This is a genomic window from Hyalangium minutum (assembly GCF_000737315.1).
GTDB lineage: Bacteria > Myxococcota > Myxococcia > Myxococcales > Myxococcaceae > Hyalangium > Hyalangium minutum.
The window spans coordinates 1,056,667-1,070,197 of the sequence record NZ_JMCB01000003.1 but is presented as its reverse complement, the minus strand read 5'-3'; the positions used below and the strand labels follow the sequence as shown (position 1 = coordinate 1,070,197).

The 13,531-nt window shown below is 66.2% G+C and carries 8 protein-coding genes; 3 read left to right on the top strand and 5 right to left on the bottom strand.

Features of this window, described 5'->3' with window-relative positions:
* The first annotated feature begins 116 nt into the window (after nt 1-116).
* From DB31_RS10930 to DB31_RS10920, 3 genes are all read left to right on the top strand, one after another.
* Nucleotides 117-1,400: a hypothetical protein gene (locus DB31_RS10930; RefSeq protein ID WP_044185976.1), complete on the top strand. Its 1,284-nt coding sequence runs from the start codon at nt 117-119 to the stop codon at nt 1,398-1,400.
* A 184-nt stretch (nt 1,401-1,584) separates the two neighbouring features.
* Nucleotides 1,585-2,901 (top strand): hypothetical protein, encoded by a 1,317-nt coding sequence (locus DB31_RS10925; RefSeq protein ID WP_044185974.1) that lies wholly within the window; start codon nt 1,585-1,587, stop codon nt 2,899-2,901.
* 316 nt (nt 2,902-3,217) lie between these two features.
* Nucleotides 3,218-5,104: an NBR1-Ig-like domain-containing protein gene (locus DB31_RS10920; RefSeq protein WP_169787029.1), complete on the top strand. Its 1,887-nt coding sequence runs from the start codon at nt 3,218-3,220 to the stop codon at nt 5,102-5,104.
* A gap of 78 nt (nt 5,105-5,182) precedes the next feature.
* Here DB31_RS10920 and DB31_RS10915 read toward each other — a convergent pair whose 3' ends face one another.
* The 5 genes from DB31_RS10915 to DB31_RS10895 all read right to left on the bottom strand — a co-directional run bounded on the left by DB31_RS10915 (nt 5,183) and on the right by DB31_RS10895 (nt 13,461).
* Nucleotides 5,183-7,228, bottom strand: coding sequence for a carbohydrate-binding protein (locus tag DB31_RS10915; RefSeq protein WP_044185970.1), 2,046 nt, complete (start codon nt 7,226-7,228; stop codon nt 5,183-5,185).
* A 135-nt stretch (nt 7,229-7,363) separates the two neighbouring features.
* Nucleotides 7,364-8,521 (bottom strand): hybrid sensor histidine kinase/response regulator, encoded by a 1,158-nt coding sequence (locus DB31_RS10910; protein ID WP_044185968.1) that lies wholly within the window; start codon nt 8,519-8,521, stop codon nt 7,364-7,366.
* Nucleotides 8,511-9,143, bottom strand: coding sequence for a chemotaxis protein CheB (locus DB31_RS10905; RefSeq protein ID WP_044185966.1), 633 nt, complete (start codon nt 9,141-9,143; stop codon nt 8,511-8,513). The genes DB31_RS10910 and DB31_RS10905 overlap by 11 nt, the downstream gene beginning before the upstream one ends.
* Nucleotides 9,140-9,958, bottom strand: a complete 819-nt coding sequence (locus tag DB31_RS10900; protein ID WP_157231914.1) for a CheR family methyltransferase — start codon at nt 9,956-9,958, stop codon at nt 9,140-9,142. The genes DB31_RS10905 and DB31_RS10900 overlap by 4 nt, the downstream gene beginning before the upstream one ends.
* Nucleotides 9,959-9,975: 17 nt before the next feature.
* A complete protein-coding gene (locus DB31_RS10895) occupies nt 9,976-13,461 on the bottom strand; it encodes a response regulator (protein WP_044186278.1) in 3,486 nt (1,161 codons plus the stop codon).
* Between the last annotated feature and the right edge of the window lie 70 nt (nt 13,462-13,531).

Here is a 13,531-nt window from a genome sequence, read left to right as displayed (position 1 = left end):
TGGAGTCGCAGGCAGCCTCCATGGCCGAAAGGCTCAGGCCTTCTGCCCCGCCGGGTGGATGGCGCATGAGGGAGGGATGCTTGAGATTGCGCCACCTCAATCCAAGGGGGTTGCACATGAGCTGGAGCGGGAAGTCGAGCTTCGCGGGAATGTGTGGCGTGGTCTTGCTCGGGGCGGTGATGGCCGGCTGTGGGCCGGTGCAGGAAAAGGATTCATCCGAGGCGGTCTCGGACGTCAGCGCTGAATCCCAGGCGCTGCGGAAGGGGGATGACTTCAAGCCCGCAGCCCTGGCGCGCTTCGGCCCCAATGTCGCCTTTGGAGGGGGCAAGTTCTTCGTCGTCTGGAACGACATCCGCGAGGGTGGAGTGTTCGGCACACGGGTAAGGCCAGATGGCGACATCCTCGACCCGGAGGGCATCCGCATCAACATCAGCGACGACTCCGACGACGAAGCCGTCGGGCCTCCCGCCATCACCTACAATGGCACGCACTTCTTCGTGGTCTGGGAGAGGGCCGATGGCGTGTCGGGTGTGCGGGTGAAGCCGGATGGCACCGTCGTGGGCCCGGTCTTCAACGTCATCACTTCAGGCGAGACCTTCGGACCGGTCGACATCGCCTGCTCCAAGGACATCTGCGTGGTGACCTTCAGGGTGACAGGGGATGACGAGGACGACATCTTCTTCAGGCGGGTGACGAAGAACGGCATCGTGCTCCGTGCTGACGACGAGTCCGTGACGAGCGGCAACTTCGCCCGGGATGCCGCTGTGGCCTGGAGCTCCAACAAGGAAGTGTTCCTGGTTGTCTGGTCGGACTCTCGCGGTGGCGAGGGAGAGGAGGACATCTTCGGCAACCGGCTCACCGAGGACGGCGAGATCCTCGACGGCAATGGCTTCCCCATCTCCGAGGCGGATGGCGCGCAGCTGACCCCGGACGTGGCCTGGAGCGGGAAGAGGTTCCACGTGGTGTGGTCGGACACCCGGAATGGGGACGCTGACATCTTCGGCGCCCGTGTGCGCGGCAACGGCAAGGTGGATGATGAGGACGGCATCCCCATCTCCAAGGCCAAGGGGGATCAGCTCACGCCGCGCGTGGCGCACGACGACTCCAATTCGCTGGTGGTGTGGACCGACACGCGCAACGGGAAGAACCGAATCCGGGGTGCCCGGCTGGAGGAGGATGGAGAGGTGAAGGACAACGGGGGCTTCGCCATCTCGGATGGAGACAAGCCGCAGGAGTTCCTGCCGGCGGTGGCCGCCGGAGCCGATCGCTTCTTCACGGCCTTCGCGGGCGCGCAGGAGGTCGATTTCCTCGAGCCGCACTTCATTCTGGGCACGCGTGTGACGCACCAGGGGCAGGTGAAGGACTCGCCGGCCCTGAAGCTCACGCTGGAGCCCAAGTAGCGTCCCGGGGCAGGCGTGTATCTCAAGGGGATGGGAAGGCCTGCCCTTGCGGAGCGCTCCGCAAGGGCAGGCCTTGGGCGTCGACGGAGCCGCCGCCTGTCCACACGCCTCCTGCCCCGCCGGGTAGATAGCGCATGAGGGAGGGATGCTTGAGATTGCGCCACCTCATCCAAGGGGGTTGCACATGAACTGGAGCGAGAAGTCGAGCTTCGTGGGAGTGTGTGGCGTGGTCTTGCTCGGGGTGGTGGTGGCCGGTTGTGCGCCAGTGCAGGAGGAGGAGGAGGACTCATCCGAAGCGGTGGACGTGGGGCAGGCGGAGGCGGTTCCTGACGTCAGCGCCGCAGTCCACGCGCTACGGGAGGGGGATGACTTCAAGCCTGCGGCCCTGGCGCGCTTCGGCCCCGACGTCGCCTTTGGAGGGGGCAAGTTCTTTGTCGTCTGGAACGACATCCGTGAGGGTGGGGTGTTCGGCACGCGGGTGAAGCCAGACGGCACGATCCTCGACCCGGAGGGAATCCGCATCAACATCAGTGACGCCTCCGATGACGAAGCTATCAGGGAGCCCGCCATCGCCTACAATGGCACGCACTTCTTCGTGGTCTGGGAGTCGTTCGATGGCGTGAGGGCTGTGCGGGTGAAGCCTGATGGTAACGTCGTGGGCCCGGTCTTCGACGTCATCAATTCAGACGAGACCTTCGGACCGGTTGACGTCGCCTGCTCCAAGGACATCTGCGTGGTGACCTTCACGGTGGAAGGGGATAACGAGACCGACATCTTCTTCACGCGGGTGACGAAGGACGGCGAGGTCCTCGATGATCCCGATCGGTTCTTGAGCCCTGGCGACAACTTCGCCGTGGATGCCGCCGTGGCTTGGAGCTCCAGCAAGGAAGTGTTCCTGGTCGTCTGGTCGGACTCTCGCGGCGGTGAGGGAGAGGAGGACATCTTCGGCAACCGGGTCACCGAGGACGGCGAGATCCTCGACGGAGATGGCTTCCCCATCTCCGAGGCGGATGGTGCGCAGCGGGCCCCGGATGTGGCTTGGAGCGGGAAGAGGTTCCACGTGGTCTGGTCGGACACCCGGAAAGGGGATGCCGACATCTTCGGTGCGCGCGTGCGAGGCGACGGCAAGGTGGATGACAAGAACGGCATCCCCATCTCGAAGGCCTCGGGGGATCAGATCACGCCGCGCGTGGCGCATGATGACTCGAACTCGCTGGTGGTGTGGAGCGACACGCGCAACGACAAGAGTCGAATCCGTGGCGCGCGGCTGGAGGAGGATGGAGAGGTGAAGGACAACGGGGGCTTCGCCATCTCGGATGGAGACAAGCCGCAGGAGTTCCTGCCGGCGGTGGCGGCCGGAGCGGATCGCTTCTTCACGGCCTTCGCTGGAGAGAAGGAGGTCGATTTCTTCAAGCCGCACTTCATCCTGGGCACACGCGTGACGCACCAGGGGCAGGTGAAGGACTCGCCAGCCCTGAAACTCACGCTGGAGCCCAAGTAGCGTCCCCGCACGGCGCTCACGGGCCGTGGGCTGCGCCCAGGTTCGTCTGGGGCCCCACGGCCCGTGAGCGCCGCTAATAGCATCACCTTGGGCGTGCTGCTGCGTGGCGAGATGACGCCACCGCGTAGCGGCAACACGCACCGCTGAGCCTCCCCAGCGGCCGCCACGTGGCGCGCCTGCGCTATTTCGGGGACTTGCCGCGGTTGCAGCACTCGAGCGCACTTGGCACGGCAAGTGCTGATGGGCGGCCTGCGGGAGGATGCCTCGGATGGAGGCCCTCCTCATTCCAAGTCGCTCAACACGAAAGCTCATCCCCATGAACGCTCGAATCACGTGGCGGCCGCTGTCGGCCGTTACCCCCCTGTTATTGCTGGCCGCACTCCTGCTGGTCAGTGCTCCTGCCCACGCCGAGAGGGTCCAAGGTCACTTCACCTACCTGCACGACTTGAGCGGCAGCACCAGCACCCGCCCCGTCAACAACGTCAAGGTCGAGATCTGGCGTTATGCGCCCAGGTTCCTGGGCATCTGGGATTGGGCCATGGACCGGCGCGTCTGGACGGATGACAATGGCTGGATTGACGTCGACATGCCCTGGGCGGGCTCCGGCGTGAAATACAAGATTCGCGTGTACGCGGCCAATGCTCACATCACCGTTTGGCCTCATGACACCGCCCATGTAGGCGAGTCCTGGTACAACGAGCTGCCCGAGCAGACGGTCACCGACTCCAGCGCCGTCCTCGATTTCACCCATCACTTCGACTGGGCGGTGGCCGCCCAGAACTTCAACATCGCTCGCATCGGCTGGTTCGCGGGGGAGTACATGGCGCAGACGTACAGCGACCTGCCCACGATGAGCGCCCAGACCACGAGCATGTTCAAGACCTTCTACGATCCGGTGGGGAACACCATGCAGGTCGAACCCTCTCGGGCCTTCGAAGACTTCACGATCGCCCACGAGTACGGCCACTTCGTCCAGGAGCAGATCGGCAGCTTGCCCTGGGAGCCCTCCGTGCATTACCGCTGCCTCCCGTCCTCCACGAGCCTGGCCTGGATGGAGGGCTTCGCCACCTACTACGCCCATGCGGTGGCGCGCGCCTTCCCAGGCGTGATGAAGGGCGCTGCATCGCTGGAGAGCGGCACCGGCTGCCCTGGAACGCCTCAGGACGACATCGAGTACTACCCGTCCGTCACCCTCTGGGATCTGCTGGACACCGGCTCCGAGCCCAATTCCTACCCCGAGCCCCATGATTGGGTCTCGGATCAAGGCTGGCTGATCCTCTCCATCGTCGACAACGAGCTTGGCGCCTTTGGCTCGAAGCCGACCATTTGGGACTTCCGCAACGCTTGGATCAGCCGCGGCCAGTCCGCCATGGACCTGGACCGCATCCTGGCCCGGCATGGCCTCATCGCGGACTTCAACCACGCGCAGTTCGTCTCGCAGTCGGTCCCGACGACGATGATCGCGGGCCACACGTACTCGGCCCAGGTGACGATGCTGAACGCGGGCTCGACGACCTGGACCGCCGCGGACAGCTACGTGCTCGGCTCGCAGAACCCTCAGGACAACACCACCTGGGGCTTCTACCGGGTGAGCCTGCCGGGCAACGTCGCTCCGGGGCAGCAGGGGACCTTCACCTTCACGGTGACCGCCCCCGCCACGCCGGGCTCCTATCCGTTCCAGTGGCGCATGTTGAGGGAGTTCGTGGAGTGGTTCGGTGACACCACGCCGTCGGTGCAGGTGGCGGTCACGGCGGGGTTGCAGAACGCCCAGTTCATCTCCCAGTCCGTTCCCAGCTCGATCCAGGGAGGGACCTCCGCCACTGTCTCGGTGACGCTGAAGAATGTGGGGGATACCACCTGGTCTCCGGGCTCTTACTTCCTGGGCTCGCAGAACCCGCAGGACAACACCACCTGGGGGACCAGCCGGGTGACGCTGCCCTACGCGGTCGGCCCGGGCGGGCAGGTCACCTTCACCTTCAGCATCACCGCCCCCTCATGGACCGGTTCCTACAACTTCCAGTGGAGGATGCTCCAGAACGGCGTGAGCGGGTTCGGTGACGCCACTCAGAACGTCAGCGTCCTCGTCACCGCTCCGGCGCCCGTGTGCAATTCGACGGCGTGCATCGAGGAGTGCATCGATAGCGGATGCCGCGGCGGGTCCTGCACCAGCGCCAACGTGTGCCATTGCCTGCGCTGCCTGTGAGCCGCTGAACACCCGGCGAGCAGACGTGGGGGACGGCGAGTCTTGGGGGAACTCGCCGTCCCCTTATGTCCTGTACTGTTACCGATCGCCCGTCCAGCTGTTCCCGCCGCCGTCCTTGAACACGAACGTTCCGGTGGAGATCTCGTCCTTCGAGAACAAGTTTCCGGGGTTGGCCCGCTGGCCGGTGATGCTCGAGTTCTTGAGGGTGATCGAACCCGTGGTGGCGACCTTCCCGTTGAACGGGCTGGGCGGTGCTTTGTGCGAGTCATTGGCCTCCAGGCCGACCTCGCCGGAGTGCTCCATGACAATCCGGACGCCGTCGAACTCGGTGTCATCGATCCGCTGTCCCTGCGTGGTCTGAACCAAGACGCCGGAGTAAGCGGGGTCGATGATGTCGATGTCCTTCAAGCGGATGCCCTGGAAGCGGATGAAGGAGTACGGCTCAGCCGGAGAGTACGGGTTGGCAGCAAACAACCACACCGCGCCATACTTCCGCCGCGCGTTCTCGTCTCCCTGTACCCCGTCGTCGTCCCACCACATGCGGCCTCCGCAGCGCTCCACCGTCAGGTTCTGAAGGGTGGTGAGCCCGGAGAACTCGTGTTGGGGCGCGAACTCGTTGTCCACGGTAATGCCCGGGTAGCGCAGGGTGTCGTAGACCACCGAGTCTTTGATGACGTTGTCGTGGCCGCCGTAGACCGCGAAGCCGGCGGCTCGCCAGATCAGGCCTGCGGTGCAGCGCTCAATGACGTTGCCCTGGTTGGGGCCCTCGGGCTGGTGAACCCAGGGCGTGTTTCCAATGGGTGCCTTGTCCCAGGTGATGGCGGACCACATGGCGAAGGCATCGTCGCCGGTGTTTCGCGCCGTGCAGTTCACGATCCGCGAGTTCGTGGTTCCGTTGCAGAAGTTGATGCCGTCCGCGATGGTGTTGCGGAACCGGCTGTCCGCCCACAGCATGTTGTTGCCGCCCTCGACCCAGCCCCCCACGATCATCCGCTCGATCCAGAGCCGCTTGAAGACCGCGTTGTTGTGCATGTAGCGATCGAAGGCGCGCCCGATGCCGTCGTAGCTGTCCCACGGCCAGTTGCCGATGGCGGCCGCGTCCTTGTTGTAGCGCACCGTCCGGTTGCGCCAGGTTCCAAAGATGGCGAAGTCCTGGAAGGTGATGTTGTCGCCGCTCAGGCGGAACCCGAACTCGTAGTTGTAGCCCACCTGCTGCGGGGGAGGGGGCACGAACCGCGTGTGCCACATGCCGGCGCCCTGGACGGTCAGGCCCGCGGGAACATAGACCTTGGGGGCCGCCGGGTTCGCGTGCGCCATCACGTAATCGCCAGGCGGGAGGAAGATGCCAGGCTTGCCGCCGTCCTTGGCGGCCTGAAGGGCCTGCACCACCGCTGCTTCGGTGAACTCACTCACGACGACGTAGCCCGCCGGGGCGGAGAGGGGCTCCGGTACGAGCTCGAGGTCCATGAAGTCGATGGTGACGGGTAGCACCGTGGAGGCATCCGGCGAGACGAGCTTCACCACATCGCCCGGGTTGATGGTGGCCCTGCCGTCGGACGCCAGCAGCACGTGCGCCTCGTCATAGATGTGGTGCGCGGCGGTCCAAGGCAGCTGCAGGCCAAAGCCCACGTCGTTGGCGCTCGGGGTCTGGGGGAGCTCGTCCACCTGCTGGCGCGGCAAGGCGTTGTGCGTCTCGGTGTTGTTCGGGCCGGTGTAGAGCCAGGCGAAATCCGAGTTGACGGTGAGCGTGGCGACCTTCGCGTCATTCACATAGACATCCAGATGGGCCTCTTTCTCGTCCGGCACGCTGTAGCGCACCACGACAGAGTTGGCCTTCACGCGGCTCGTCCACGCGACTGCGCTGGTGGGACCATGCAGTGTCACCGCCTTGCGGCCCGAGGCCTCGCCAGAGAGCGTGCCTTCCAGCCACGGGCCTGTGGTGGTCTGCTCGAGCGTGGCTCCTCCGGAGGCAACGCCCGCCTCGGCCTCATACTCGTCCCAGGGAACGGTGGCGCCGCGGGGGACGGGAGATTCGCTAGGGGGATCGTCAGGGGTGCTGGGATTGTCGTTGCAAGCAGCGAGCAGAAGGCACGCGCAGGCCGACATGATGATCGGACGAAGCATTGTTGGCAGGCTCCTCTTGAAAGCGCTTTCTAAAGTCCCACGGTCACTGCCCTCGGGCCAATTTCCGGCGGGTTTCAGGGGAACCGAGCAGCGGTACCCCCTTTCGTCTCCGTGCCACGAGCGGGGCTCGTCTGATCAGAGCTTGACGACGTCCTGCCCGCGGCGCGGGAGCACCACGCGGAACACCGTGTAGCGGGTGGTACCTGACTCCACCGTCACCTCTCCCTGGTGCGCCTGGGCGATCTGCTGGACGATGTAGAGGCCGAGCCCCAGGCCCTCCTTGCGTCCACGCTGGCGCTGCCCGCTGCGGAAGGGATCGAACAGCGACTGCTGCATGTCGTCCGGGATGACGCCCACATTCTCGACGGAGAAGGTGATGGCGTCGTCGCGCGTGCCATCCAGGCGGATGTGAATGGGCTCCGTGGGGGCGCCGTGCTGGAGCGCGTTGCCGATGAGGTTCGACGCCACTTGCGCCAGCCGGTCCGGGTCCCAGTTGCCCACGCTGTTGCCTTGCTGAGACACCTCGATGCGGCGCTCGGGCCAGGCGGCCTGGTGCTCCTGGACGATGCGGTGGAGCAACTGCCCGAAGTCCGTCTCCTCCCGCTTCAGCGGAATGCCGCCCGCCAGCCGCGCCCGCGCCAGATCCAGCACGTCCTCGATCATCCGCCCCATGCGCTTGCCGCTCGCCAGCATGCGCCCGGCAGCCTTGCGCACGGCCTCGTCCTCGGTGCGCCGCTGCAGCAGATCCGCCCCCGTGATGATGGCGCTCAGCGGGTTGCGCAGATCATGCCCGAGCACCGCGGTGAACATCTCGTTGAGGCGCAGCGTCTCCGTGAGTTCGTCGAGCTGCTCGGACAGCTGCTGCTTCTGCCGGTGGAGCTGGAAGAAGACCTCCGCCTTGTTGCGCAGCACGTGCGGCTCCAGCGGCTTGTAGAGGAAGTCCACCGCGCCCGCGTCGTAGCCCTTGAAGACCCGGTGCTGATCGCTCGCTCCCGCGGTGACGAAGATGATGGGGACGTTGCGCGTGCGCTCCATGCCTCGCATCAGCTCGGCCAGCTCGAAGCCGTCCATCTCAGGCATCTGCACGTCGAGGAAGGCCAGCGCCACATCATGCGCGAGCAGCAGCTCGAGGGCTTCGCTCCCCGAGCGCGCTCGGAGGATCTGCACGTCCTCCCGGTGCAACAGTGCGGAGAGCGCGAGGAGGTTCTCTTCCAGATCATCGACGAGCAGGCACTTCACCCGTGGGGACATGGGCACGGCTTTCTTCGAGGGGGAGTTCGGGTCAGAGAGCATGGGCGCCTCCCATCACCTGCAGCAGGTGGGTCATCTGCTCCAGGGAGAGCACGAAGTCAGCGGGGCCTCGGGCGAGCGCCGCCTGAGGCATGAAGGGTGAGTGAGCGGTGCTGGGCTGCTGCACCACCGTGACGCCTCCCGCCGCGCGCACCGCCTCCAGCCCTTGCGCTCCATCCGCATTGGCCCCCGTGAGGACGAAGGCCGCGAGCCGGGGGCCATACACGTCCGCGGCAGACTCGAAGAGCACGTCGATGGAGGGGCGTGAGTAGTGGACGGGCTCGTCCACCGAGAGCGCCAGGGTGGGCCCCGTGTCCACCAGCAGGTGGTAGTCCGGTGGTGCGAAGGAGACGGTGCCCGGCTGCACGGGCTCCTTGTCCTGCGCCTCTCTCACCTCCAGCGGGCACTTGGGCTGGAAGATGCTCACCAGGAGGCTCGGCCGGTCTCGCGGCAGGTGCATGACGATCAGGACAGCGGGGTGGAAGCCGTGGGGCAGGGCGCTCAGCAGCACGGACAGTGCCTCCACGCCGCCCGCGGACGCGCCCATCACCACGGCGTCAATCCGGCCTCGGAGGCTCTCGGGTTTGAGCCCGGTGGGGCTCTCGATGGGGATGGAGCGGCTCATCGCTTCTGGTAGATGCGGTCTTCCCGGACGAAATCCAAGAAGGCGCTTTCGTGAGAGGTGAAGCGCAGGGACTCCTTGGACCCCAGGCCCAGGAAGCCTTTGCGGCAGAGCGCTTCGGCGAACAGCCCCACCGCGCGATCCTGCAGCTCGCTGTTGAAGTAGATGAGGACGTTGCGGCAGGACAGCAGCTGCACTTCCGCGAAAACGCTGTCGGTGGCCAGGCTGTGGTCCGAGAAGACGATGTGCTTCTTCAAGGACGGGTCGAACACCACATGCCCGTAGGCGGCCGTGTAGTAGTCCGAGAGCGAGCTCGAGGCGCCCGACTCGCGGTGGTTGCGGGTGAACAGGGGCACACGATCCGCGTCGAACACGCCCTGCTCGGCCTTCTTGAGCGCGTGCACGTTGATGTCCGTCGCATAGATGAGGGTGCGCTCCAGCAGGCCCTCCTCGTGCAGGAGGATGGCCAGTGAGTAGACCTCCTCGCCGGTGCTGCACCCGGCCACCCAGATCTTGAGCGAGGGGTAGGTGCGCAGGTGCGGGAGGACCCGCTCGCGTAGGGCGCGGAAGTACTGCGGATCCCGGAACATCTCGCTCACCTGCACGGTGAGGAAGTCGAGCAGGCGCGGGAAGGCGGTGGGCTCGTGGAGCACCTGGTCCTGGAGCTGGGACAGGCTCTGGCACCCAAAGCGCTCCGTGGCCTGGACCAGGCGCCGCTTCAGCGAAGCCAGCGCGTAGCCTCGGAAGTCGTAGTGGTACTTGAGGTAAATGGCATCGAGCAGCAACCGCAGCTCGATGTCGAAGTCCTTCGTGTTCACGCTCGGCTCGCTCGCGGCTACTTCGGCATCCACACGCGGACGAGGGAGAGGAGCTTCTCCACGTCCAGGGGCTTGGCGATGTAGTCGTTGGCTCCCGCCTCGAGACACTTCTCCTGATCGTCCTTCATGGCCTTCGCCGTGAGGGCGATGATGGGCAGCTTCTTCCACTCGGGCCGCTTGCGGATCTCCCGCATGGCGGTCAGCCCATCCATCTCCGGCATCATGATGTCCATGAGGACGAGATCCACCGTCCGCGCTTGGGGTGAGAGGCTGCGGGTGAGTGCCTCCAGGGCCTCCTTGCCGTTGCGGGCGATCTCCACCTTGGCGCCCCGAGGCTCCAGCACGCTGGAGAGCGCGAAGATGTTACGGACGTCGTCCTCGACCACGAGGATGCGCCGGCCCTCGAGGGCGCTCTCCCGGTCTCGAGCCACTTGGAGCATTCGCTGGCGCTCGGGAGGCATCCGGGACTCCACTTGGTGGAGAAACAGCGACACCTCGTCCAGGAGCCGCTCGGGCGAGCGGGCGCCTTTGATGATGATGGACTTGGAGAAGCGCTGCAGCCGCTGCTCCTCGTCTCGCGTGAGCGAGTGGCCCGTGTAGACGATGACGGGAGGGAAGGAGACCTCATCCTGCCCGGCCATCTTCTCCAGCAGCGAATAGCCGCTCATGTCCGGCAAGCTCAGGTCCATCACCATGCAGTCGAAGGTGCTCTCCTGGAGCCGCTGGAGCGCCTCGCCCGCGGTGGCCACGCCGAGGATCTGGACCTCTTCGCTGCCGAGCAGCTGCCGGATGCTCTCGCGCTGCCGCTCGTCATCCTCCACGACAAGCACCCTCCGCAGGCCCTGGGCGGACTTCGTCTCCAGCTTCTGGAAGGCCTCCTCCAGCTCCGTGCGCTTCACGGGCTTGAGGGCGTAGCCCACGGCGCCCAGCTCCAGGGCCTCGCGCGAGTAGTCCGCCACGGACACGACGTGGACCGGGATGTGTCGTGTCCGCGCGTTGCGCTTGAGCTGATCCAGCACACCCAGCCCGGAGTGGTCCGGCAGGTTCATGTCCAGGAGGATGGCGCTCGGCAGGTGGGCAAGCGCGGCCGAGACGGCCTCTCCTCCGGTATGGGTGATGACGCACTGAAAGCCCCGCTCGTGGGCCATGTCCCGGAGGATGGCGGCGAAGCGGGAATCGTCCTCGACGATGAGGATGACACGGGACTCGGCGGTGAGCTTCTCCCGATCATCCGGCACCGCCGGGGACGTGGTGCGGGGCGCCTTGTCGGAGGCCGGGGCGCCGGAGAGGGGCTCGGGTTTGGTCCCACGGGCAGGAGCCGGGGGGGCGAAGGGGGCCCGCGCGGCCGAAGCCTGGGGGGCGCTTGCATTCAGGCGGGGAGCAACCGCGGGCAGTGTGAGGGTGAAGGTGCTGCCCTGGCCCGGCTGGCTCTGCACGGAGACGTCTCCTCCCAACAGGCGCGCCAGATCCCGGGAGATGGACAGGCCGAGCCCCGAGCCTCCGTACTTGCGGTGCGTGCTCCCGTCCGCCTGGCGGAAGGCCTCGAAGATGAGCTCCTGCTGCTGGGCGGAGATGCCAATGCCCGTGTCCCGGACGGAGAACCCCACCTGCCCGGGGGCCTGGGTGAAGACGTGGAGGCGGACCTCGCCCTTCTCGGTGAACTTGAAGGCATTGGACAGCAGGTTCTTGAGGATCTGCCCCAGCCGCTGGGGATCCGTCTCCAGGGTGCCCTGCACGTCCTCTTCGACGGTGATGGAGAAGCCCAGCTGCTTCTCCTGCGCCAGGGGCTGAAACGTCCGCTGGAGCGCCTCGAGGGGGCGCCGCAGGGGGACGATTTCCCACTGCACCTCCACCTTGCCGGCCTCGATGCGCGACAGATCCAGGATGTCGTTGATGAGGACCAGCAGATCATTGCCCGCGGCGGAGATGGTCTGCGCGAACTTCACCTGCTCCTCGGTGAGGTTGCCCGTCTTGTTGTCGGCCAGGAGCTTGGCAAGGATGAGTGAGCTGTTGAGCGGCGTGCGCAGCTCGTGGCTCATGTTGGCCAGGAACTCGGACTTGTACCGGCTGGTGCGCTCCAGCTCCCGGGCCTTCTCGGTGAGCGTGGCCTGGGCCTGGGTCAGGTCCTGCTTCTGCTGCTCCAGCAGTTGCGTCTGCTCCTCCATCTGGGCGTTGGTCTGCTCCAGCTCCGCCTGCTGCGCCTCGAGGCGCGCCTGGGATTCCTTGAGGATCCGGCTCTGCTCCTCGAGCTCCTCATTGGATACGCGCAGCTCTTCCTGCTGGGTCTGGAGCTCCTCCGCCTGGCGCTGCGTCTCCTCGAGGAGCTGCTCCAGCCGGGTCCGGTCGTGCGAGGTGCGCACGGCGATGCCAATGGAATCGGACACGCGCTGCAGCAACTCGAGATCCGACGGGTGGATAGGGTGCAGGAAGCCCAGCTCCACCACGGCGTTGACCTTCCCATCCACTTGCGCGGGCGTCACCAGCACGTGCCGCGGCCGGCTCTGGCCCAGGCTCGAGTTGACGAGAAGGTAGTCCGCGGGGACGTCCCGGAGGTGGAAGGCGCGGTTCTCCTTGATGGCTTGGCCGACGAGGCCCTGGCCGGGCTGCACCACCGCGTTCGCGCTCGAAGCGGGGGACAGGGCGTAGCCCGCGAAGCGGCGGAAGTGCCCGGAGGGCTCCGCCAGGTAGATGGAGCCCACCTGGGCATCCAGATACTCGGCCAGGAAGCGCAGGGTGTTGTCCCCGAGTTGCTCCAGGCGCTGGTCCCCCTGCAGGCGCTCGCTGAGGGCCATCTGGCCCGCCCGGAACCAGCCCAGGAGGGAGCGGGCCCGGAAGTCGCGGGACGTCATGTAGCCCGCGGCGGAAATAAGGAAGAGGAGGATTGCCGAGCCCGCCCAGGTGATGATGAGGGACATGGAGGACGCCTGCTGCCACTCCTCGTTGCGCTCCGCGAGCAGTTGTTTCTCGCTCTTTTCCATCTCCAAGAGGGTGGCCCGCAGGTGGTCCATGACCGTCTTGCCCTGGTCGGTGAGGACGAGCGTGAGCGCGGCCTGTGTGTCTCCGGCCTGCTTGAGCTCCACGGTCTCGCCCAACTCAGCGAACTTCTCGTCCACGAGGGCCTTGAGCACGTCCAGCCGCTGCTGTTGCTCGGGGTTGTCCGCTGTCAGCTCCCGGAGGCGCTGGATCTGGGGGGGGAGGGACGCGGTGGCCTGCCGGTAGGGCTCGAGGTAGCGCTCGGCACCGGTGAGCAGGTAGCCGCGCTGGCCCGTCTCGGCATCCTTCACCGAGGACAGGAGCGCCTCGAGCTGCCCCACGACATCCAGGGTGTGTCTTACCCGCTCGCTCGTGCGATCCCGGCTCTTGAGGGAGCCGTACGACAGGCCGGCGATGAGGAGCACCGCCAGGACGGCGAGGACGAAGCCCGCGAGCGTCGTGGGCGGCAAGAGTGGACCGTGGCGGGATGCGCGCTGAACGGTGGGGGGAGACGAGGGGCTGTTCGTCACGAGAGCCACCCGCCTCGCCGGCGGAGGAGGGAACCGACATCACTGCACGAAGGAACGCCGATCATGATGA